A 20,911-nucleotide genomic window follows, 5' to 3' on the forward strand; every position below is an offset into this window, starting at 1 on the left:
ATCCGACGGGTCCTTCTGGTGCAGCGCTCAGATCGCGCAGCCGTCCGGGCCGCAGGCCGGCGTTGCCGACGAGGTTGAGGCGGGCGCGGCGAAGCTCGTGAGCTGCGCCTTCCACGCGTCCGGCCGGCCCAGCCACGGGCCGATGTCGACCCGGCTCGCGCCGCCATCGGGCCGTGCGAGCACGAAGGTCGGAAAGCCCTGGCCGCCGACGCGGCGCAGCAGCGCGCGGCTGGCCTCGATGTGCCGCGCGGTCGCCTCGCCCGACAGCCGCTCGAAGGCCGCGGCGAAGGCTTCGCCATAGAAACCCAGTTCCACGGCCAGCGCCTGGAGCACGTCGGCATCGGCGATGCGTCGGCCCTCGGCGTAGTGCGCGCGCTGCACGCGATGCGCCATGTCGAGCGCGCCGCCCGTGCGCAGCGACTCGGCCGCGAGCATCGCGGTGGTCGGCGGTTCGGAGTCCATCACGGCCGCGCCGTCGCGCAGCAGGCCCTCGAAGTAGGCCTCGCCGAAGGGCTGGCCCGTGAGCTCGGCGATGCGGCGGTCGTGCGGCAGCACGTAGTCGCGCCACTGCGGCGTGATGGCGCGGCGATTGGCGCCGGTCATCATGCCGCCGCCATGCAGTTCGACCCGCAGGCCTTGCACTTCGCGCGCCGCCTCGACCAAGGGTGCGGCGGCATAGCACCAGCCGCACAGCGGGTCGAAGATGCAGTGCAGGGTGGCGCCGTCGTGGCTGCCCGGGTTCATTGCGGCCATTTCATTTCTCCCTTGATGACCTTCGCGCTCAGTTCGAGCGAGGAGGCGTCTTCCAGCTTGGGGTAGCGCTTCTTCATCGCGGCGATCAGCGCGGCCGAGTCCTTGGCCTTGGCGGCCTCGGTTTCGAAGGCCTGCAGGTAGGCGCGCGTGAAGTTCACCGAGGCGAGCGTGGAGGGCGCCGAGCCGTCGGCGTTCGGCAGGTAGTGGCCAGGCACCACGGTCTTCGGCTTGAGTGCGGCGATGCGGTCGAGGGTGCGGCGCCAGTCGCGGCGCGACTCGGGCGTCTGCGTGTCGGCCACCCACAGGTGGATGTTGGCCGACACGGGCACGCCGCCGACCACGGTCTCGAGCGAGGGAATCCAGGCGACGGTGCGCGCGGGCGTGGGACCGACGACCTGGATCTTGCGGCCCTCGAGCTCGATCGTGTCGCCCGCGAGCGGCTCGGGCACCACCAGCGACTGCGGGGCGTTGTCCTTGAGGATCGGACCCCAGTGGGCCAGCTTGCCGTCCTTCGAGGCCTGGATCGCGGCCACGGTCTGCGGCGTGGCGACGATCCTCGCGTCGGGGAAGGCGGCGTGGATCACGTCGAGGCCGAAGTAGTAGTCGGGGTCGCTGTGGCTGATGTAGACGGTGGCGAGCCTGCGGCCGCCGGCCTGGATCTTCTTCACCAGCGCCTGGGCGTCGTTGCGCTGGAACTGGGCGTCGATCAGCACGACCTCCTTCTCGCCCGAGACGATGCTCGAGGAGACGGGGAACAGCGAGGCCGCGCCCGGGTTGTAGACCTCGAGCGTCAGCGGTGCGGCGGATGCGGCGAGACCGAGGGTGGAGAAGGTGGCGAGCGCGGTGGCGGCGATGAAGCGGCGGCGGAACATGGCGAATCTTTCTGCGCAGGAGGGTGTGACAGGTGAGCCCGCAGTGTGGATGGCGCCGAACGAAACAAAAACCGGCTCCCGCGCAAAGGATCGTTTCGGAATCCGGACGAATGAACCGGCTCAGTCGCGCCGCGCCAGCTTCTCCAGGTGCGCCACCAGCAGTTGCGCCGCGGGCGAGAGCGAGGCCTCGTCGCGAAAGCAGATCGCGAAGCGGCGCTTCGCCCACGGGTCGGCCAGCGGCATCAGGCGCAGGCCGTAGGCCTCGGTGAAGGGCTGCGCCACCTCGGCCGGCACCACGCTGATCGCGAGGCCGGCGCGCACCACGCGCAGCGCGGCGTCGAAGTTCGACACCAGCACGCGGTGCACCAGCGGCTTGCCCGCGGCCGTGGCCTCGCGCGCGAGCAGCAGCTGCACCGCGCTGAGCGCGGGCATGCCGACGAACTCGTGGTCGAGCAGTTGCTCGAAGCGCACCGCGCGCATCCGCGCCACCGGGTGCGAGGGATGGGCCACCACCGCGAGGTGATCGCTGCGGTAGTCGCGCCGCTGCAGGCCCTCGAGGTCGGCCGCGTCCCAGCACAGGCCGATCGAGGCCACGCCCTCGCGGATGCCGCGCACGATCTCGGGGCTCACGCGCTCTTCCATGTCGACGCGGATGTTGCGGTGCGCCGGGTCCTGCAGGAAGTCGGCCACGTCCTCGGCCAGCGACTCGGCCATCACCGAGGCCGAGGCCAGCATGCGCACGTGGCCGCGCATGCCGCCGGCATAGGCCGCCATGTCGCGCTCGATGCGGTTGACGCTGCCGAGCATGGCGCGCGCATGCTCGAGCAGGGTTTCGCCGGCGGCCGTGGGCACCACGCCGCGGCGGCGCCGCACGAACAGCGGCGTGCCCAGCGTGTCCTCGAGCTGCGCCAGCCGCTTGCTGATGGCCGAACCGACGATGCTGGCCTGGGCGCCGGCGCGCGCGATGCTGCGGGTCTCGCAGACCGAGACGAACAGGCGCAGGGTGGTGAGGTCGAGATCGCGCATGGCGTCGGCTCCGTGGTTTTCGTGGTGTTCCGATTCGGAACGGATCGGCTTCCGAAATATAGCTTCTGCATCGAATCGGAAAGTCTAAGAATCGAGCCGATTCCAGACACCCACGGAGACACCGCCTTGACCGAACTTTCCGAACCGGCGCGCCCGCACGCCTTCCTGCCGCCGCGCGCCACCGTGCGCGAAGTGGGCCTGCGCGACGGCCTGCAGAGCATCGCGCGCACCCTGCCCACCGCGCACAAGCGCGAATGGATCCGCGCCGCCCACGCGGCCGGCCAGCGCGAGATCGAGGTCGGCTCCTTCGTGCCCGCGCGGCTGCTGCCGCAGCTGGCCGACACGGCCGAGCTGCTGGCCTTCGCGAAGACCCTGCCGGGCCTGTTCGCCTCGGTGCTGGTGCCCAACCTGAAGGGCGCCGAGCGCGCCATCGAGGGCGAGGCCGACCTGCTGGTGGTGCCGCTGTCGGCCAGCCATGCGCACAGCCTCGCCAACCTGCGCAAGACGCCCGACGAGGTGGTGGCCGAGGTCGGCCGCATCCGCGCCGCGCGCGATGCCGCGGGCTCGAGGACGCTGATCGAGGGCGGCGTGGGCACCGCCTTCGGCTGCACGCTGCAGGGCCCGGTGGCGCCCGAGGAGGTGCTGCGGCTGATGCAGGCGCTGCTCGACGCGGGTGCCGACCGCGTGAGCCTGGCCGACACCGTCGGCTATGCCGATCCGGCGATGGTGCGCCGCCTGTTCGAGCGCGCGCGGGCGATCGCGGGCGAGCGGCTGTGGTGCGGCCATTTCCACGACACGCGCGGGCTGGGGCTGGCCAACGTCTATGCGGCGCTCGAGGTCGGCATCGCGCGCTTCGATGCCTGCCTGGCCGGCATCGGCGGCTGCCCGCATGCGCCGGGTGCCAGCGGCAACGTCGACACCGAGGACCTGCTGTTCATGCTGCAGAGCATGGGTGTGGCCACGGGCGTCGACCTGCGGCAGCTGCTCGCGCTGCGCGAGCGCGTGGCGCAATGGCTGGACGGCGAGACCCTGCAGGGCACGCTGTGGCGCGCGGGCTTCCCGAAGACCTTCGCGCAGGAAGAGGTGGCGGCATGAGCACGTCCCAGGACAAGCCTCTGCCGCTGGCCGGCATCCGCGTGGTCGAGTTCACCCACATGGTGATGGGCCCGACCTGCGGCATGGTGCTGGCCGACCTCGGCGCCGAGGTCATCAAGGTCGAGCCGATCGAGGGCGACCGCACGCGCCACCTGCTGGGCGCGGGCGCGGGCTTCTTCCCGATGTTCAACCGCAACAAGAAGAGCATCGCGCTCGACCTGCGCCATCCGCAGGGGCTCGAGGCCGCGCTGCGCCTGTGCGCCGGCGCCGACGTGGTGGCGCAGAACTTCAAGCCCGGCACCATGGGGAAGTACGGCCTCGACTACGCGGCGCTGCGCCGGCTCAACCCGCGGCTGGTGTACGTCAACCACACGGGCTTCCTGCCCGGCCCCTACGAGCACCGCACCGCGCTCGACGAGGTGGTGCAGATGATGGGCGGGCTGGCCTACATGACCGGCCGGCCCGGCGATCCGCTGCGCGCGGGCACCAGCGTCAACGACATCATGGGCGGCATGTTCGGCGCCATCGGCGCGATGGCCGCGCTGATGCAGCGCGGCCAGACCGGCGAGGGCCAGGAGGTGCACTCGGCGCTGTTCGAGAACAACGTGTTCCTGGTCGGCCAGCACATGCTGCAGTACGCGATCACGGGCCAGGCCGCGGCGCCCATGCCCGAGCGCATCTCGGCCTGGGCGCTGTACGACGTGTTCACCGTGAAGGACGGCGAGCAGATCTTCCTGGCCGCGGTCAGCGACGCGCAGTGGCAGAGCTTCTGCGACGCCCTGGGCTTCGACGACCTCAAGGCCGACCCGGCGCTGCGCACCAACAACGACCGCGTGCGGCTGCGCCCGACGCTGCTGGCGGACCTGCGCGCGCGGCTGGCCTCGCGCCCGGCGGCCGAGCTGTCGGCGCTCTTCGAGGCGCGCGGCCTGCCGTTCGCGCCGATCGTGCGGCCCGAGGACCTCTACGGCGATCCGCACCTGCTGGCCACCGGCGGCCTGGCCGACATCCGCCTGCCCGACGGCGAGCGCGCGGGCCAGACCGCGCAGACCACGCTGTTCCCGATCACCCTGGGCGGCGAGCGCCTGGGCGTGCGCCTCGACCCGCCGACGCTGGGCGAGCACACGCGCGAGCTGCTGGCCGAGCTCGGCTACGACGAGGCGCAGATGCAGGCGCTGCTCGACGACGCGGCGGTGGCATAGACCGGTTTTCCTTTCCCCCACTACAACGAGAGACAAGACGATGCCCAACCAACTGCCTTCCTTCCTCAACCGCCGCGCGCTGCTGGGCCTGGGCGCCGGCGCGGCCGCGCTGGCCGCCTGGCCCGCCTGGGCGCAGGGCGACCGGCCCGTGCGCTTCATCCTGCCGATCAGCGCGGGCTCGGGCGTGGACGCCATCGTGCGCGCCGCCACGGTCGCGCTCGGCAAGGCCTTCGGCCAGCCGGTGGTGGTCGAGAACCAGCCGGGCGCGGGCGGCATCACGGGCACCTCGACCGTGGTCAAGGCCGTGCCCGACGGCTTCACCTTGGGCATGGTGTCGAACAACCACGTCATCAACCCGGCGGTGTTCAGGAAGATGCCCTTCGACCCGATCGCCGACGTCACGCCGATCAGCGTGGTGGGCGCCACGCCGCTGGTGCTGGCGGTGAACCCGAAGCTGCCGGCGAAGAACGTGAAGGAGCTGGTGGCGCTGCTGCGCGCCAAGCCCGAGGGCTACAACTACGCCTCCTCGGGCAACGGCACCATCATCCACCTGGCGGGCGAGATGTTCATGGACGAGGCCGGCGTGAAGGCGCGGCACATCCCGTACAAGGGCACGGGCCCGATGGTCACCGACATGATCGCGGGCCAGGTCGAGATGGGCGTGGTCGCGCTGCCGGCCGTGCAGCCGCACCTCAAGAGCGGCGCGCTGCGCGCCATCGGCCTGTGCGGCCCGGCGCGCTCGCCGGCCGCGCCCGAGATGCCGACCGTCGCCGAGCAGGGGCTGCCGAACTACGTGGTCGAGGGCTGGTTCGCGGTGATCGGGCCCGCGAAGATGCAGGCCGCCGACGTGCAGCGCGTGCACGACGCCGTGGCCGCGGCCTTCGCGAGCGCCGAGGTGCGCGAGGCGATGGACAAGCAGGGCAACCTCATCAAGCCGACCACGCCCGAGCAGGCGGCCGCCTATTTCCGCAGCGAGGCGGCGCGCTACGCGGCGCTGGTGAAGAAGGCCAACGTGGTGCTGGAGTGAGCGCGCGGTACATGCGCGGGCCCGCGCGGCCGCGGGCGATCAGTGCTCGGGCCGCACCGCGCGGTAGAGCGCGCGCACGAAATCCGACTGGGTGATCATGCCGGCCAGCCGCTTCTCGGCGTCGATGATCGGGATATGGTGGTGGCCGCCCTCGGAGAACAGCGGCACCAGGTCGACCACGGGGCGGTCGGCGCTGGCCACGCGCACCTGGCGCGTCATGATCTGGCCCACCACCTCGGGCTTGTTCGAGACCACGGTGCGGGTGGCGCGGATGAAGTCGCGCAGCCGGCCTGCGATGCCCTCGTGGTGCGCCAGGTCGAGCTGGCGGAAGAAGTCGGCCTGCGTGACGATGCCCACCACGCGGCGCGTGCGGTCGACCACCGGCAGCGCCTTGATGCGGCGCTCGTGCATCAGCGCCCAGGCCTCCTGCAGCGGCGTGCCGAACTCCACCGTGATCGGCGTGCGCGACATGATGTCGTCGCAGTGCAGCGTGCCGAGCCGCCGCTTGTAGCTTTCGAGCTCGGTCTGCTGGATCAGCGACTCGAGGTCGTCGCGGCTGATGTCGAGCACCTGGTTGTAGCGCGCGAGCACGGCATCGATGTCGGCCTGGCTGAAGCGCGCGTCGGCGCGCGGCGGCTGCGCCACCTGCACGTGCGGATAGCGCCGGCCGGTGAAGCTGTTGTAGGCCGCGCCCGCGAGCACCAGCAGCAGCGAGTTGACGAAGAAGGGGAAGAAGGCCGACGACAGGTGCGTGGTGTGGGTGAGCACCGCGAGCAGCGCCGCGGCGCCGCCCGGCGGATGCAGGCAGCGCGCGACGAACATCAGGCCGATGGCGCCGCCGACCGCGACCGCTGCGGCCACGGCCGGGTCGGGAATCCAGTTGACGCTGGCGATGCCCACGATGGCCGACAGCGTGTTGCCGCCCACCACCGACCAGGGCTGCGCGAGCGGGCTGGCCGGCACCGCGAACACCAGCACCGCGCTGGCGCCCAGCGGCGCGATCAGCCACACGGCATTGCCGCCGAGGGTCTGCGCGATCCAGCGGCAGATCAGCGCGGTGATCAGCAGCCCGATAGCCGCGCCGCCCATGGCGCGCAGGCGCTCGCGCGCATCGACGGTGGTGCGGCCCGGCAGCCAGGCGCGCAGATAGACGAGGAGCTTGTGGGCGGAGGACATGCGGATCGAAGGGGGTCTCTGTGTTGTTCTTGTTCGTTCGCCGGCCGCCGCTTCAGCCCTCGTGGGCGACGCGCCGTCCGATGTCGGGCCAGCGGCCGTGCAGCCAGACCCAGGCCACCAGGCCGATGGCCAGCATCAGGGTCGAGGTGAGCGCGAGCGCGAGCGTGGAGTGCATCACCAGCGGCGCGACCGCGCCGGCCACGATGCCGTTGGCGGTGGAGCCGATCACGGCCTGCAGCGAGGAGGCCATGCCGCGGCGTTCGGGGTGCAGATCGAGCACCAGCAGCGTGACCACCGGCACCATCAGCGCCCAGCCGAAGGCGAACACCGCGAGCGGCCACAGCGCCCAGGCCACGTGGGCGTGGAAGAAGGTGTTGGCGACCACGTTGACCACCGAGGTCACCAGCATGATCAGGAAGCCGTCGCGGATCTGGCGCTTGGGCGCGACCTTGCCGGCCATGCGTCCGCTGGCGCGCGCGCCGAGCATGATGCCGCCGATGGTCAGCAGGAAGAACCAGAAGAACTGCTGCGGCTGCAGCGCGAGGTGGTCGCCGAGGAAGGCCGGTGCTGCCAGCACGTAGAGGAACATGCCGTTGAAGGGCACGCCGCTGGCGAAGGCCAGCAGCAGGAAGCGCGGATCGGAGCACAGGTCCCAGTAGCCGCGCAGCAGGTGCTTGACCTGGAACGGCTGGCGGTGGCTGCGGTGCAGCGTCTCGGGCAGCAGCTTGTAGTTGGCGGCGAACAGCACCACGCCCACGGCCACCAGGAACCAGAACACGGCGTGCCAGCCCGCGTGCACGAACAGGAAGCCGCCGACGATCGGCGCGATGGCGGGCGCCACGCCGAAGTAGATCGTGACCTGGCTCATCACGCGCTGGGCCTCGGCGGGCGGGAACATGTCGCGGATCACCGCGCGCGAGACCACGATGCCCGCGCCGGTCGACAGGCCCTGCAGGCCGCGGAACAGCACCAGCTGCGTGATCGTCTGCGACAGCGCGCAGCCCAGCGAGGCCAGCGTGAACACCGCGAGACCCCACAGCACCACCGGCCGGCGTCCGAAGCTGTCGGACAGCGCACCGTGGAACAGGTTCATGAACGCGAAGCCGAACAGGTAGGCCGAGAGCGTCTGCTGCATCTCGGCCGGCGTCGCGCCGATGGATTGGGCGATGCCCGAGAAGGCGGGGATGTAGGTGTCGATGGAGAAGGGCCCGAGCATGCCGAGCACCGCGAGCAGCACGGCCAGCGCCCAGCGCGGGGCTTGCCAGAGTTTGTCTGCATCGGGATTCATGATGAGGATTGCTCCATTCTTCTTGTCTGTGCGTCTGTCGCAGAGGGGCCCAAAAAAGAAAGCGCCCTTGCGGGCGCCTCCTTGTCGGGGAAATACCGGGAGACCGGCTCAGAGCGTATCAATAAAGCTGCGCAGCTTGTCCGAACGCGACGGATGCTTGAGCTTGCGCAGGGCCTTCGCCTCGATCTGGCGGATGCGCTCGCGCGTCACGTCGAACTGCTTGCCGACTTCTTCCAGCGTGTGGTCGGTCGACATCTCGATGCCGAAGCGCATGCGCAGCACCTTGGCTTCGCGCGGCGTCAGCGAGTCGAGGATGTCCTTGACCACGTCGCGAAGACCCGCCTGCATCGCGGCCTCGATCGGGGCCGTGTTGCTGCTGTCCTCGATGAAGTCGCCCAGGTGCGAATCGTCGTCGTCGCCGATGGGGGTTTCCATCGAGATCGGCTCCTTCGCGATCTTCATGATCTTGCGGATCTTGTCTTCCGGGATCTCCATCTTGGCGGCCAGGATGCCGGCGTCGGGCTCGAAGCCGAACTCCTGCAAATGCTGGCGCGAGATGCGGTTCATCTTGTTGATGGTCTCGATCATGTGCACCGGGATACGGATGGTGCGCGCCTGGTCGGCGATCGAGCGCGTGATGGCCTGGCGGATCCACCACGTGGCGTAGGTCGAGAACTTGTAGCCGCGGCGGTATTCGAACTTGTCCACCGCCTTCATCAGGCCGATGTTGCCTTCCTGGATCAGGTCGAGGAACTGCAGGCCGCGGTTGGTGTACTTCTTGGCGATCGAGATCACGAGGCGCAGGTTGGCCTCGATCATTTCCTTCTTGGCATCGCGCGAGGACGACTCGCCCTCGTTCATGCGCTTGTTGATGTCCTTGAGCTCGGTCAGCGGCACCACCACGCGCGACTGGATGTCGGCCAGCTTCTGTTGCAGTTCCTGCACCGGCGGAATGTTGCGCGCGAGCACGGCGCTCCAGGGCTTGCCGGCGGCGGCCTGCTTCTCGACCCACTTGAGGTTCAGCAGGTTGGAGGCGATGCGGTTGCCGTTCTTGTCGAAGCCGCTGAAGTCGCGGATGAACTCGTCCTGCGGGAAGCCGCACTTGTCCACGATGATGCGGCGCAGCTCGCGTTCCTTCTTGCGCACGTCGTCGACCTGGGTGCGCACGAGGTCGCACAGGCGCTCGATGGTGCGCGCGGTGAAGCGGATGGTCATCAGCTCGTCCGACAGGGACTGCTGGGCCTTGGTGTACGAGGGCGTGCCGTAGCCTTCCTTGTCGTAGACCTTGTGCACCTTCTCGAACATCTCGGCGATGCGGTCGAAGCGCGAGAGGGCCTCGTTCTTGAGTTCCTCGAGCTTCTTGGTCAGCGCCTTGGAGCCGCCCTTGCCGTCGTCGTCGTCTTCCTCGTCGAATTCGTCGAAGTCTTCCTCGGCCACGTAGTCGTCGGCCTCGTTCGGGTTCGAGAAGCCGTCGACGATGGTCGAGATGACGACCTTGCCTTCACGGATCTCGCCGGCCAGGCGCAGGATCTCGGCGATGGTGGCGGGGGAGGCCGAGATGGCCTCCATCATCGCCATCAGACCGCCTTCGATGCGCTTGGCGATCTCGATTTCGCCTTCGCGGGTCAGCAGTTCGACCGTGCCCATTTCGCGCATGTACATGCGCACGGGGTCGGTGGTGCGGCCGAATTCGCTGTCCACCGTGGAGAGCGCGGCTTCGGCTTCTTCCTCGGCTTCTTCCACCGTGGTCGCGGTGGGGGCGGTGTTGTTCAGCAGCAGGGTCTCGGCGTCGGGGGTCTGCTCGTAGACGGCCACGCCCATGTCGTTGAGCATGGTGACCACGACTTCCATGGTCTCGGCGTCGACCAGCTTGTCGGGCAGGTGGTCGGAGATTTCGCCGTGCGTCAGGTAGCCGCGGGTCTTGCCCAGCGTGATCAGGGTCTTCAGGCGCGAGCGGCGCTTGGCGAGGTCTTCCTCGGACAGCACGGTCTCGTCGAGGCCGAATTCCTTCATCAAGGCGCGTTCCTTCGCCTTGCTGATCTTCATGCGCAGCGGCTTGACCTTCTCTTCGGTCGTCGCAACGGCAGCCGCGGGTTCGTCACCGGCCAGGTCTTCCTCGATGTCCGACAGGTCGACGTCGCTCTCGGGCGCATCCTTGTCGGCCTTGGGCTTGCGGCCGCGCTTGGCGCCGGTGGCGGGAGCGGCGGCGGCGGTGCTGGCGGCCTTGGGCGGGCGGCCGACCTTCTTGGCGGCGGGGGCCGCAGCGCCTGCGGCAGCCGTCTTGGCGGCCGTCTTCTTGGTGTCGTCGGTGGTGGTCGTCGATTTCGTGGGCACGGTTTTCACTTTCGTTGCGGCTGCCGCCTTGGATGCGGCTGCACCCGTCTTAGTTGCCGGCAAAGCGGCCGCTTTCAACGGTTTTTCGGCTGCAGGCTTGGCGGCGGCGCTTTTGGCGGGTGAAGGAGCAGGCTTCTTTGAACTGGGCATACGACCTCGTTACAACAAGAATGGACAAGCGGGATCACACGAAATCACACGGGCGCGGTCCGCGAGGACAGCGCCGCCAGCCCGGCACGGCCGGACAGGAACAATTGGGAAAAGAGGAATAAATCCTCAATAGGCAAGATGTCGGGCGATCATTTGGTGTGCAGTCCTTGCGGGTATTGGCCCTTTCCAGCGGGGTTGCCGTGGAGTGCGTTGCGCGAGGGGCCGGTCCGGAGGTGCTGCTGTCGCTCTTGCCGATTTCGCCAGTTGCGAAGCCCTACATTATAGCGTCTTGCGCAAATTTCAAGCAATTACACCGTCTTGGGCCGCATGCGGGCGCGCAATTCGAGCCGCCGCGCCTCGAGCGCCTTGTAGCGCTCGAGCGCCCGCGGGTCCTTGCCGACGGCCGCGATGGCCTCGCTCTGCTGGAACTTGAGGCGGTCGTCGAGCATGAAGTCGAGCACGCTGCCCAGCTCGCGCGCGGCCTCGGCCAGCAGATCGTTCTCGCTCGCTTCCGGATCGACGGGCGGGCCGCCTTCAGACGCCGTCATCAGCTTCTCGGCCAGCGCCTCGAACTCCTGGCCGCGCATGCCCTCGCGCAGCGCGGCCCACGACTGGGCGCCGTGCTCGTGAAGCTGGCTGTCGAGCCAGGTGAAGAGCGCGCCGTGCGGCCCGGGCAGCTCGCACAGCATCAGGTGCACTTCGTGCGACAGCGGCTCCCACTGCGCCATGTTGGCGAGCAGCAGCCGCACCGCGATGTCGGGCCGGCTCAACGGCTGGCTGCGCCCGCGCATCGGTTCGCGCGGCGGCTCCTTGCGGCCGAAACGCTTGTTGAACGGGCGCTTCTTGCTATCGTTTTCGTAGTAACGCTCGCGCTCTTCGTAGACCGGCGGCTCGGGGAAGTAGCCGTCGTCGTCGGGTGGGCGCTCCTGGCTGCGCTCGGCCTGGCGCGAGGCAGCGCCGCCGCGCGGTGCCGCGGCCGTGGCCCAGAGGTCCGACAGCGCCGCCGCGTCGAGCTGCACCAGCGTCGCGATCTCGCTCAGCAGCTGCCGCTTGAGGGCGCCGTCGGGCAGCGCGCTCCACAACGGCCGCACGTTGCTGCTCATGTGGGCGCGGCCCTCGGCGGTGCCGAGGTCGCAGCCCTCGCGCGCGGCCTCGATCATGAAGCGCGACAGCGGCGTGGCTTCCTGCACGAAGCGCGCGAAGGCGTCGGCGCCGAATTCGCGGATGAAGCTGTCGGGATCGTGCTCGGCCGGCAGGAACAGGAACTTGATGCTGCGCGTGTCGGTGGCATAGGGCAGGGCGCCGTCGAGCGCCTTGCGCGCCGCGCGACGGCCGGCGGCGTCGCCGTCGAAGCTGAACACCACCGATTCGGTGAAGCGGAACAGCTTCTGCACGTGCTCGGTGGTACAGGCCGTGCCCAGCGTGGCCACCGCGTTCGGAAAGCCGAGCTGGGCCAGCGCCACCACGTCCATGTAGCCCTCGGTGACCAGCGCGTAGCCGCGGTCGCGGAAGGCGGCCCGGGCCTCGTAGAGGCCGTAGAGCTCGCGGCCCTTGCTGAAGACCGGGGTTTCGGGCGAATTCAGGTACTTGGGCTTCTCGTCGCCGAGCACCCGGCCGCCGAAGCCGATGCATTCGCCCTTCACGTTGCGGATCGGGAACATCACCCGGTCGCGGAAGCGGTCGTAGCGCTTGGCCTCGCTGGCCTCGACCTGGCCGTCCTCGGTGTTGACGATCACCAGGCCGCTCTCGGCCAGCAGGGGGTCTTCGTAGTCGGGGAACACGCCCGCGAGCGTGCGCCAGCCCGGCGGCGCGTAGCCGATGCCGAACTGCTTGGCGATCTCGCCCGAGACGCCGCGGCCCTTCAGGTAGTCGATGGCGCCCGGCGCCTGGCGCAGGTGCTTGCGGAAGGCGTCGCCGGCCTTCTCGAGCACGTCGGTCAGCGTGGCCTGCTTCTGGCGCTGGCTGGCAGCGCGGGCGCGCTCGGCCGGCGAGGCGTCGTCCTCGGGCACCTGCAGGCCGTACTGGCCCGCGAGGTCGTGCACGGCCTCCACGAAGCCCATGCCGGCGTGCTCCATGAGGAAGCCGATGGCGTTGCCGTGGGCCCCGCAGCCGAAGCAGTGATAGAACTGCTTGGTCGGGCTGACCGAGAAGGAGGGCGATTTCTCGCCATGGAAGGGGCACAGCCCCATGAAATTGGCGCCGGCCTTCTTGAGCTGCACGTAGCGGCCGACGATTTCCACCACGTCGGCGCGCGCGATGAGTTCCTGGATGAATGAAGCGGGGATGGTCATGTAGGCGGGGAGCGGCAAATCATACGCAAGCCGTGGGTCCCCCGCGACCCGGCGGCATACTGGCGGCGACCGACCCTCCCGCCCGCATGACGACGATCAATCCGCTGAAACACGCCGCCCCGCTGTTGCGCCACCCGCTGCGCTTCGGCTGGGACGCCCTGAAGGAGTTCCGCGCCAACCAGGGGCTGCTGCTGGCCGGCGCGGTGGCCTATTACGCGCTGCTGTCGATCGTGCCGCTCCTGATCGTCAGCGTGATCGCGCTGTCGCACGTGATCGACCAGGCCGAGCTGCTGCGCACCATCGGCCGGTACCTCGAATGGCTGCTGCCGGGGCAGTCGAAGGCCATCGTGGCCGAGCTCTCGAGCTTCCTGGACCACCGCGACGTGCTCGGGCCGGTGCTGCTGGTGACGATGGTGTTCTTCAGCTCGCTGGCCTTCAGCGTGCTCGAAAGCGCGATGGCGGTGATCTTCCATCACCGCAAGGCCGACCACAAACGCCATTTCCTGGTGTCGGTGGCCATGCCCTACGTCTACATCCTGTGCCTGTGCGTGGGGCTGCTGCTGGTCACGCTGGTGTCGGGCGCGTTGCAACTCGTGGGGCAGGAGAGCGTCGACCTGCTCGGGCGCAGCTGGTCGCTGTCGGGCGTGTCGGGGCTGCTGCTGTACCTGCTGGGACTGGGCGGCGAGATCTTCATGCTGACCTCGCTCTATCTCGTGATGCCGGCCGGGCGCATGTCGCTGCGCCACGCGCTCTTGGGCGGCATCACCGCCGCTCTGCTGTGGGAGGCCACGCGGCGAATCCTGATCTGGTACTTCTCGACGCTGTCGCAGGTCAACGTCGTCTACGGCTCGCTGACCACGGCAATCGTGGTGCTGCTGAGCCTGGAGATCGCGGCCACGCTGGTGCTGCTGGGTGCCCAGGTGATCGCGAACTACGAGCGCCTGGACCGCACCGGCAGCACCCGCGTGCGGCCGTCCTCGGTCAGCGCGGAGGGAGTCGAATCGCTCCGTCCAGCCGGATCACCTCGCCGTTGAGCATGTCGTTCTCGATGATGTGCTTGGCGAGCTTCGCGTAGTCGGCCGGGGTGCCCAGGCGCGAGGGGAAGGGCACGCTGGCGGCGAGCGCGTCCTGCACTTCCTGCGGCATGCCGAACAGCATCGGCGTGCCGAAGATGCCGGGGGCGATCGTCATGTTGCGGATGCCGTTGCGCGCCAGGTCGCGCGCGATCGGCAGCGTCATGCCGACCACGCCGCCCTTCGAGGCGCTGTAGGCGGCCTGACCGATCTGGCCGTCGTAGGCCGCGACCGAGGCGGTCGAGATCAGCACGCCGCGCTCGCCCGTGGCTTCGGGCTCGTTCTTGCTCATGGCGTCGGCGGCCAGCCGGATCATGTTGAAGCTGCCGATCAGGTTGACCGTGACGGTCTTGCTGAACACCGCCAGCGCGTGGGGGCCGTTCTTGCCCACGGTCTTCTCGGCCGGTGCGATGCCGGCGCAGTTGATCAGGCCGACCAGCTTGCCGAGCTGCAGCGCGGCGGCCACCGCGGCCTGGCCGTCGGCTTCCTGGCTCACGTCGCACTTCACGAACACGCCGCCGATGTCGCGCGCGACGGCTTCGCCCTTGTCGGCCTGCATGTCGGCGATGACGACCTTGGCGCCGTTGCCGGCCAGCATGCGCGCCGCGCCTTCGCCGAGGCCCGAAGCGCCACCGGTCACGATGAAAACCTTGCCGTCGATCTGCATGTAGGAGTCTCCTGAGGAAGAAAAGCCTTGCATTATCGAAGACGGCCCGGCGTGAGGCGGTTTCGGCGCGCGCATAAAAAAAAGGCCCCGTCCGAAGACGAGGCCCTGAATTGGATCCGTGAGGACCCAAGGAGACAACTGGTGGTGGTCGGCGGCTCAGCGCTTGCGCGACGAAGCGGTCGCGGTCTTGGCAGCGGCGACGGCTTGCGTGGACACGGCGTTGAAGTTGGCTTCGGCGACGTCCGACGCTTGCTTGACGGCCTTTTGCACCGATTCGAAAGCGTTGTTGGCGGCGGCGACGGCGCTCTTCAGCACGGCGACGGCGGTTTCCGAACCGGCGGGAGCATTCTTCGAAGCGCTGTCGACCAGGCCGACGAAGGCTTGCTGGGCTTCGCTGGCCTTCGATTCGAAGGCCTTGGTGAATTCGGCGCCGGTGCCTTGGGCGATTTCGTACAGGTGGCGGCTGTAGGCGGCGGTCTTCTCGGCCAGGGGCTGGAACAGGCTGGCTTGCAGCGTCAGCAGTTCTTGCGCGTCCTTCACGCTCAGGGCGGCCTGGGCGGTGGTGGCGGCTTCCGACAGGGCGGCCTTGGAGGCGGTCACGTTGAGTTCGACGAGCTTCTCGACGCCTTCGAAAGCCTTGGTGGTCAGGCCGAACAGGGTTTCGAGGTTGGCTTTTTGGGCGGCGAGGATCTGGTCAGCGGTCAGGGCCATTTGGAATCTCCGGAAGGGATGATGGTTGGTCTATTCACGTGCGCTGCGCCTCGTCGGCTTTGTTGCGGTGCAGCATGGGCTCAAGTATAGGCAGCTGAAATCTCCGGGCAAGGGGTTTTTGTTGCTTTGCAGCAATTTAGAAGGCGCTTTCTAAAACCGGCCGGCCGCTCTTGAACCGCAATGGCGGCCGCGGGTGTCGCGCAGTCGCCTGGAGCCGGCGAAGGCCACTGGCAGAATCTCGCGCGATGACGACGCCCGCCTCCCCCGCCTCTCCCAGCGCCAAGCCCGTGCCGCAGCCGCGCGCCAGCTACCCCGTCTTCCGCAGCATTCCCACGCGCTGGATGGACAACGACATGTACGGCCACGTGAACAACGTCGTCTACTACAGCTGGTTCGACACGGCGGTGAATGCGCTGCTGATCGAGCGCGGTGCCCTCGACATCCACCAGGGCTCGACCATCGGCTTCGTGGTCGAGACGCAGTGCAACTACTTCGCGCCGCTGGCCTTCCCGCAGACCGTGGAAGCCGGCATCCGCGTGGCGCAGGCCGGCCGTTCCAGCGTGCGCTACGAGGTCGGCCTGTTCGCGCAGGGCGCCGACACCGCGGCGGCCCAGGGGCATTTCGTGCATGTCTACGTCGACCGCACGACCCAGCGGCCGGTGCCGCTGCCCGAGGCGCTGCAGCGCGTGGTCGATTCGCTGCGGGCCTGAACTCCAGTAGAAACGGCGCCCTTCAAGGCGCCGTTGTCGTGCGAGATTAAGAGAAGAGACTTACTTCTTGGCCATCGCCTTGATGTCGGCCTTGCCCTTGTCCTCGTCGGCCTTGGCCTGCTTCACACAGGCGGACTTGGCATCGCCGGTCTGGTCGTCGCACTTTTCCTTCGCGACTTCATAGGTGGCCTTCACCTTTTCCTCGGCAACCTTGCGGGCGTTGCTGTCGCTGGGCTTGAACTGTTGTTCGAGTTCGGCCTTGGCAACGTTCTCCTTGCCCTTGGCTTCCTTCTGGCAGACGTCCTTGGCGTTGTCCTTCATCGTGTCGCACTGGGTCTTGGCGACCTTGTAATCGGCCTCGATCTTTTCCTTGGCGACCTTGTGCTCGTCCTTGTTCATCTGGGCGCCGGCCTGGGTGGCGACGAAGCAGGTGGAGGCGAGCGCGAGCATGAGCAGGTGTTTCTTCATTTTGGAGTTCTCCTAGTCGATGGGTGAGGGAAGGCGTGCGTCAGGACATCAGTAGCGTTCGAACCAGAGCGCGTCGGGCGAGCGGCCGTCGCGCGATTCCCAGTCCTTGACCTGCTTCTCGGCCTCGTCGCGGCTGATGCCGTGACGTTCCTGGATGCGGCCCAGCAACTGGTCGCGCTTGCCGGCGATGACGTCGAAGTCGTCGTCGGTCAGCTTGCCCCATTGCTCCTTGACCTTGCCCTTGAGCTGTTTCCAGTTGCCTTCGATGGTGTCCTTGTTCATGCGCATCTCCTTGAGAGGTTGATTCGGCGGTCATTTCGCCGCCGTGAAAACACTGTCTCCAGGTGCATTCACCCCAGCGGTAGGACGTGCTGGGCAGGGTCCGTAGGCACAGGCCGACGGGGGCCGTGATAATCGAGTGATGCCCGGAAAAACTCCGGGCCGGGACGACCGAGAGAGACAACGCGCGCCGCACCATGATCATTCACAGCCTGCTCGACACCGACCTCTACAAGTTCACCATGATGCAGGTCGTGCTGCATCACTTCCCGGGGGCGCGCGTCGAGTACCGCTTCAAGTGCCGCAATCCGGGCGTCGACCTCGCGCAATTCGCCAGCCAGATCCGCGAGGAGGTGCGCAGCCTCTGCTCGCTGCAGTTCCGCGATGCCGAACTGGCCTACCTGCGCTCGATGCGCTTCATCAAGAGCGACTTCATCGACTTCCTCGGGCTGTTCCGGCTCAACGAGAAGTACATCAACATCATTCCGCAGCCCTCGGGCGAGCTCGAGATCCGCATCCAGGGGCCGTGGCTGCACACCATCCTGTTCGAGATCCCGGTGCTGGCGATCGTCAACGAGGTCTACTTCCGCAACACGCAGAAGCGCCCCGATCTCGACGAGGGCCGCCGCCGCCTCGAGACCAAGATCGCGCAGCTGCAGGAAGCCGGCCTCGGCGACCTGAAGATCGCCGACTACGGCACGCGCCGCCGCTTCTCGAAGGACTGGCACGAGGAGGTGCTGCGCACCCTCAACGCGCGCCTGGGCGCGGTGACCTCGCCGCCCGCCAACTCGCAGCCCGGCGGCCGGCTGCCGCAGCTCGCGGGCACCAGCAACGTGCTCTATGCGATGAAGCTCGGACTGATCCCGCTGGGCACCATGGCGCACGAATACCTGCAGGCCTGCCAGGCGCTCGGTCCGCGGCTGCGCGACAGCCAGATCTTCGGCTTCGAGAGCTGGGCGCGCGAGTACCGCGGCGACCTGGGCATCGCGCTGTCCGACGTCTACGGCATGAGCGCCTTCCTGCGCGACTTCGACCTCTACTTCTGCAAGCTGTTCGACGGCGCGCGCCACGACAGCGGCGATCCGTTCCAGTGGGGCGAGCGCATGATCGCGCACTACCTCGCGAACCGCGTCGACCCGCGCACCAAGACGCTGATCTTCAGCGACGGCCTCACGGTGCCGCGCACCATCGAGCTCTACCAGCAGTTCCGCGGCCGCTGCCAACTGGCCTTCGGCATCGGCACCAACCTCACCAACGACCTGGGCTACGAGCCGCTGCAGATCGTGATCAAGATGATCCGCTGCAACGACCAGCCGGTGGCCAAGCTGTCCGACACGCCGTCGAAGAACATGTGCGAGGACGAGAAGTACCTGGCCTACCTGCGCCAGGTGTTCGAGATCGAGCAGCCCGCCGCTTGATGGCCGCGGCATTCGACGGCAGCACGATCTCGCCGCTGTGGGGCGTGCCCTTCGGCGGCATCCTGCTGTCGATCGCCTTAATGCCGCTCTTCGCGCCGTCCTTCTGGCACCACCACTCCGGCAAGGTCTCGGCCGCCTGGGCGCTGGCCTTCCTGCTGCCCTTCGCGGCGCTGCACGGCCCGGCGCTCGCGGGCACGCAGCTCATGCATGCGCTGGTGGCCGAGTACATCCCGTTCATCGTGCTGCTGACCGCGCTGTTCACGGTGGCCGGCGGCATCCACATTCGCGGCAACCTGCACGGGGCGCCGGGCCTGAACACCGCCATCCTCGCGATCGGCGCGGTGCTCGCGAGCTTCATGGGCACCACGGGCGCGTCGATGCTGCTGATCCGCCCGCTGATCCGCGCCAACGACAACCGCGTGCACCGCGTGCACGTGGTCGTGTTCTTCATCTTCATCGTCTCGAACGTGGGGGGCTCGCTCACGCCGCTGGGCGATCCGCCGCTGTTCCTCGGCTTCCTCAAGGGCGTGGACTTCTTCTGGACCGCGCGCAACATCCTGCCCGACACGATGTTCGTGCTGGGCGTGCTGCTGGTCCTGTTCCATCTGATCGACCGCCACTACTACCGCAAGGAAGGCATCCTGCCGGTCGACCCCACGCCCGACACGCGCGGCATCGGCTTCGACGGCGCCGCCAACTTCTGGCTGCTCGCGGGCGTGGTGGCGCTGGTGCTCATGAGCGGTTTCTGGAAGCCGGGCGTGCACTTCGACGTGGCCGGCACCGAGGTCGGCCTGCCTGGGCTGCTGCGCGATGCCGGGCTGATCGCCATCACGCTGGTCTCGCTGAAGATCACGGCGAAGTCGGTGCACCAGGCCAACCAGTTCGAATGGGGCCCGATGGCCGAGGTCGCCAAGCTGTTCGCGGGCATCTTCCTGACCATCATCCCGGTGATCGCGATGCTCAGGGCCGGCACCCAGGGACCGTTCGGCGCCGTCGTCTCGGCGGTCACGCGGCCCGACGGCCAGCCCGACCCGGCGATGTACTTCTGGGCCACCGGCATCCTCAGCTCCTTCCTCGACAACGCGCCGACCTACCTGGTGTTCTTCAACACCGCGGGCGGCGATCCCGTGGCGCTGATGACCACCTACGCGACCACGCTCGCGGCCATCTCGGCCGGCGCGGTCTTCATGGGCGCCAACACCTACATCGGCAACGCGCCCAACCTGATGGTCAAGGCCATCGCCGAGAGCCGTGGGGTGCGCATGCCGAGCTTCTTCGGCTACATGGCCTGGTCGATGGTCATCCTGCTGCCGCTGTTCGTCCTCTCCACCTTCCTTTTCTTCCGCTAGCGAGACAAAGCCCATGAGCAAGCCCAAGATCCTGGTCGCCCGCGCGATCTTCCCCGAGACCCTCGAGCGCCTGGCGCAGCATTTCGAGATCGAGTCGAACCAGTCCGACGAGAGCTGGACCAGGGAGCAGCTCGCCGCGAAGCTGCAGGGCAAGCAGGGCGCCTTCACCACCGGCAGCGAGCGCATCGACGCGGCGCTGCTCGATGCCTGCCCCGACCTCAAGATCTGCGCCAACATGGCGGTGGGCTACAACAACTTCGACGTCGACGCGATGGCCGCGCGCGGCGTGGTCGGCACCAACGCGCCCGACGTGCTGACCGAGACCACCGCCGACTTCGGCTTCGCGCTGCTGATGGCCACCGCGCGCCGCATCGCCGAGAGCGAGCATTTCCTGCGCGCCGGCAAGTGGCAGAAGTGGAGCTTCGACATGTTCGCGGGCTCCGACATCCACGGCGCCACGCTGGGCATCATCGGCATGGGCCGCATCGGGCAGGGCATCGCGAAGCGCGGCGCGCACGGCTTCGGCATGAAGGTGATCTATCACAACCGCTCGCGGCTCGACGCCTCGCTCGAGGCCGAATGCAAGGCCAGCTATGCGAGCAAGGAAGAGCTGCTCAAGACCGCCGACCACGTGGTGCTGGTGGTGCCGTACTCGGCCGCCTCGCACCACACCATCGGCGCGGCCGAACTCGCGCTGATGAAGCCCACCGCCACCTTGGTGAACATCGCGCGCGGCGGCATCGTCGACGACGCGGCGCTGGCCGCGGCGTTGCGCGAGCAGCGCATCGCCGCAGCGGGGCTCGACGTGTTCGAGGGCGAGCCCAAGGTCCATCCCGACCTGCTGACCGTGCCCAACGTCGTGCTCACGCCGCACATCGCGAGCGCCACGGTGCCCACGCGCAAGGCCATGGCCGGGCTCGCGGCCGACAACCTGATCGCCTTCTTCACGGGCAAGGGCCCATTGACGCCGGTCACGCCGTTGGCCGCCAAGTAAAAGAAAAGAAAGCGCCCCGCGATCCCCTTGG

Annotated in this window: 19 protein-coding genes; 8 read left to right on the forward strand and 11 right to left on the reverse strand. The window is 68.4% G+C overall.

Features of this window, described 5'->3' with window-relative positions:
- Positions 1-27: 27 nt before the first annotated feature.
- From INQ48_10815 to INQ48_10825, 3 genes are all read right to left on the reverse strand, one after another.
- Positions 28-753 carry a DsbA family protein gene (locus tag INQ48_10815; GenBank protein ID QRF59675.1) on the reverse strand — a complete coding sequence of 242 codons (726 nt, stop codon included), beginning with the start codon at positions 751-753 and terminating at the stop codon, positions 28-30.
- Complete coding sequence (locus INQ48_10820; protein QRF59676.1) at positions 741-1,625, reverse strand: MBL fold metallo-hydrolase; 885 nt, start codon at positions 1,623-1,625, stop codon at positions 741-743. Before INQ48_10820 ends, INQ48_10815 begins: the two co-directional genes overlap by 13 nt.
- Positions 1,626-1,745: 120 nt before the next feature.
- A complete protein-coding gene (locus INQ48_10825; GenBank protein ID QRF59677.1) occupies positions 1,746-2,651 on the reverse strand; it encodes a LysR family transcriptional regulator in 906 nt (301 codons plus the stop codon).
- Positions 2,652-2,777: 126 nt separating this feature from the next.
- On the opposite strand from INQ48_10825, the gene INQ48_10830 reads away from it, so the two are divergent.
- The 3 genes from INQ48_10830 to INQ48_10840 are packed head-to-tail and all read left to right on the forward strand — an operon-like array spanning position 2,778 to position 5,972.
- Positions 2,778-3,746: a hydroxymethylglutaryl-CoA lyase gene (locus INQ48_10830; protein ID QRF59678.1), complete on the forward strand. Its 969-nt coding sequence runs from the start codon at positions 2,778-2,780 to the stop codon at positions 3,744-3,746.
- Positions 3,743-4,945: a CoA transferase gene (locus INQ48_10835; GenBank protein QRF59679.1), complete on the forward strand. Its 1,203-nt coding sequence runs from the start codon at positions 3,743-3,745 to the stop codon at positions 4,943-4,945. Before INQ48_10830 ends, INQ48_10835 begins: the two co-directional genes overlap by 4 nt.
- Positions 4,946-4,985: 40 nt before the next feature.
- Positions 4,986-5,972, forward strand: a complete 987-nt coding sequence (locus tag INQ48_10840; GenBank protein ID QRF59680.1) for a tripartite tricarboxylate transporter substrate binding protein — start codon at positions 4,986-4,988, stop codon at positions 5,970-5,972.
- 39 nt (positions 5,973-6,011) lie between these two features.
- Here the strand turns inward: INQ48_10840 and INQ48_10845 are convergent, their stop codons facing one another.
- The 4 genes from INQ48_10845 to INQ48_10860 all read right to left on the reverse strand — a co-directional run bounded on the left by INQ48_10845 (position 6,012) and on the right by INQ48_10860 (position 13,211).
- Complete coding sequence (locus INQ48_10845; GenBank protein ID QRF59681.1) at positions 6,012-7,148, reverse strand: HPP family protein; 1,137 nt, start codon at positions 7,146-7,148, stop codon at positions 6,012-6,014.
- Positions 7,149-7,200: 52 nt separating this feature from the next.
- The gene (locus INQ48_10850; protein ID QRF59682.1) at positions 7,201-8,436 is read right to left on the reverse strand and encodes a multidrug effflux MFS transporter; all 1,236 of its coding nucleotides are present in this window, start codon (positions 8,434-8,436) and stop codon (positions 7,201-7,203) included.
- A 108-nt stretch (positions 8,437-8,544) separates the two neighbouring features.
- Positions 8,545-10,920, reverse strand: a complete 2,376-nt coding sequence (rpoD, locus tag INQ48_10855) for an RNA polymerase sigma factor RpoD (protein ID QRF59683.1) — start codon at positions 10,918-10,920, stop codon at positions 8,545-8,547.
- 308 nt (positions 10,921-11,228) lie between these two features.
- The gene (locus tag INQ48_10860) at positions 11,229-13,211 is read right to left on the reverse strand and encodes a DNA primase (GenBank protein ID QRF59684.1); all 1,983 of its coding nucleotides are present in this window, start codon (positions 13,209-13,211) and stop codon (positions 11,229-11,231) included.
- An 86-nt stretch (positions 13,212-13,297) separates the two neighbouring features.
- On the opposite strand from INQ48_10860, the gene INQ48_10865 reads away from it, so the two are divergent.
- On the forward strand, positions 13,298-14,245 hold the full coding sequence (locus INQ48_10865; GenBank protein QRF59685.1) for a YihY/virulence factor BrkB family protein: 948 nt from the start codon (positions 13,298-13,300) through the stop codon (positions 14,243-14,245).
- On the opposite strand, the gene INQ48_10870 is transcribed toward INQ48_10865, so the two are convergent.
- Both INQ48_10870 and INQ48_10875 read right to left on the reverse strand, forming a co-directional pair.
- Complete coding sequence (locus tag INQ48_10870; GenBank protein QRF59686.1) at positions 14,193-14,951, reverse strand: 3-hydroxyacyl-CoA dehydrogenase; 759 nt, start codon at positions 14,949-14,951, stop codon at positions 14,193-14,195. The genes INQ48_10865 and INQ48_10870 overlap by 53 nt on opposite strands.
- 156 nt (positions 14,952-15,107) lie before the next feature.
- Complete coding sequence (locus tag INQ48_10875; protein ID QRF59687.1) at positions 15,108-15,662, reverse strand: phasin family protein; 555 nt, start codon at positions 15,660-15,662, stop codon at positions 15,108-15,110.
- 245 nt (positions 15,663-15,907) lie between these two features.
- On the opposite strand from INQ48_10875, the gene INQ48_10880 reads away from it, so the two are divergent.
- Positions 15,908-16,372 carry an acyl-CoA thioesterase gene (locus INQ48_10880; protein QRF59688.1) on the forward strand — a complete coding sequence of 155 codons (465 nt, stop codon included), beginning with the start codon at positions 15,908-15,910 and terminating at the stop codon, positions 16,370-16,372.
- A 60-nt stretch (positions 16,373-16,432) separates the two neighbouring features.
- Here the strand turns inward: INQ48_10880 and INQ48_10885 are convergent, their stop codons facing one another.
- Together INQ48_10885 and INQ48_10890 are read right to left on the reverse strand one after the other, a co-directional pair.
- Positions 16,433-16,840: a hypothetical protein gene (locus INQ48_10885; protein ID QRF59689.1), complete on the reverse strand. Its 408-nt coding sequence runs from the start codon at positions 16,838-16,840 to the stop codon at positions 16,433-16,435.
- A 48-nt stretch (positions 16,841-16,888) separates the two neighbouring features.
- On the reverse strand, positions 16,889-17,122 hold the full coding sequence (locus INQ48_10890) for a CsbD family protein (GenBank protein ID QRF59690.1): 234 nt from the start codon (positions 17,120-17,122) through the stop codon (positions 16,889-16,891).
- A gap of 194 nt (positions 17,123-17,316) precedes the next feature.
- Here INQ48_10890 and pncB point away from each other — a divergent pair, with 194 nt between their 5' ends.
- From pncB to INQ48_10905, 3 genes are read left to right on the forward strand one after another with little or no spacing between them, the layout of a single operon-like run.
- Complete coding sequence (pncB, locus tag INQ48_10895) at positions 17,317-18,537, forward strand: nicotinate phosphoribosyltransferase (GenBank protein ID QRF59691.1); 1,221 nt, start codon at positions 17,317-17,319, stop codon at positions 18,535-18,537.
- The gene (locus tag INQ48_10900; GenBank protein ID QRF59692.1) at positions 18,537-19,886 is read left to right on the forward strand and encodes a sodium:proton antiporter; all 1,350 of its coding nucleotides are present in this window, start codon (positions 18,537-18,539) and stop codon (positions 19,884-19,886) included. The genes pncB and INQ48_10900 overlap by 1 nt, the downstream gene beginning before the upstream one ends.
- Before the next feature lie 13 nt (positions 19,887-19,899).
- A complete protein-coding gene (locus INQ48_10905) occupies positions 19,900-20,880 on the forward strand; it encodes a D-glycerate dehydrogenase (GenBank protein QRF59693.1) in 981 nt (326 codons plus the stop codon).
- Positions 20,881-20,911 lie beyond the last annotated feature (31 nt).

The sequence above is a fragment of the Variovorax paradoxus genome (genome assembly GCA_016806145.1).
Lineage (GTDB): Bacteria > Pseudomonadota > Gammaproteobacteria > Burkholderiales > Burkholderiaceae_C > Variovorax.

Excerpts from the sequence above, each read along its gene's own strand:
- INQ48_10820 (QRF59676.1), bottom strand. The coding sequence starts at position 1,625 with ATGTTCCGCCGCCGCTTCATCGCCGCCACCGCGCTCGCCACCTTCTCC.
- INQ48_10815 (QRF59675.1), bottom strand. The coding sequence starts at position 753 with ATGGCCGCAATGAACCCGGGCAGCCACGACGGCGCCACCCTGCACTGC.
- INQ48_10905 (QRF59693.1), top strand. The coding sequence starts at position 19,900 with ATGAGCAAGCCCAAGATCCTGGTCGCCCGCGCGATCTTCCCCGAGACC.
- INQ48_10850 (QRF59682.1), bottom strand. The coding sequence starts at position 8,436 with ATGAATCCCGATGCAGACAAACTCTGGCAAGCCCCGCGCTGGGCGCTG.
- INQ48_10860 (QRF59684.1), bottom strand. The coding sequence starts at position 13,211 with ATGACCATCCCCGCTTCATTCATCCAGGAACTCATCGCGCGCGCCGAC.
- INQ48_10900 (QRF59692.1), top strand. The coding sequence starts at position 18,537 with ATGGCCGCGGCATTCGACGGCAGCACGATCTCGCCGCTGTGGGGCGTG.
- INQ48_10865 (QRF59685.1), top strand. The coding sequence starts at position 13,298 with ATGACGACGATCAATCCGCTGAAACACGCCGCCCCGCTGTTGCGCCAC.
- INQ48_10835 (QRF59679.1), top strand. The coding sequence starts at position 3,743 with ATGAGCACGTCCCAGGACAAGCCTCTGCCGCTGGCCGGCATCCGCGTG.
- rpoD (QRF59683.1), bottom strand. The coding sequence starts at position 10,920 with ATGCCCAGTTCAAAGAAGCCTGCTCCTTCACCCGCCAAAAGCGCCGCC.
- INQ48_10875 (QRF59687.1), bottom strand. The coding sequence starts at position 15,662 with ATGGCCCTGACCGCTGACCAGATCCTCGCCGCCCAAAAAGCCAACCTC.
- INQ48_10885 (QRF59689.1), bottom strand. The coding sequence starts at position 16,840 with ATGAAGAAACACCTGCTCATGCTCGCGCTCGCCTCCACCTGCTTCGTC.
- pncB (QRF59691.1), top strand. The coding sequence starts at position 17,317 with ATGATCATTCACAGCCTGCTCGACACCGACCTCTACAAGTTCACCATG.
- INQ48_10825 (QRF59677.1), bottom strand. The coding sequence starts at position 2,651 with ATGCGCGATCTCGACCTCACCACCCTGCGCCTGTTCGTCTCGGTCTGC.
- INQ48_10890 (QRF59690.1), bottom strand. The coding sequence starts at position 17,122 with ATGAACAAGGACACCATCGAAGGCAACTGGAAACAGCTCAAGGGCAAG.
- INQ48_10880 (QRF59688.1), top strand. The coding sequence starts at position 15,908 with ATGACGACGCCCGCCTCCCCCGCCTCTCCCAGCGCCAAGCCCGTGCCG.
- INQ48_10840 (QRF59680.1), top strand. The coding sequence starts at position 4,986 with ATGCCCAACCAACTGCCTTCCTTCCTCAACCGCCGCGCGCTGCTGGGC.
- INQ48_10845 (QRF59681.1), bottom strand. The coding sequence starts at position 7,148 with ATGTCCTCCGCCCACAAGCTCCTCGTCTATCTGCGCGCCTGGCTGCCG.
- INQ48_10870 (QRF59686.1), bottom strand. The coding sequence starts at position 14,951 with ATGCAGATCGACGGCAAGGTTTTCATCGTGACCGGTGGCGCTTCGGGC.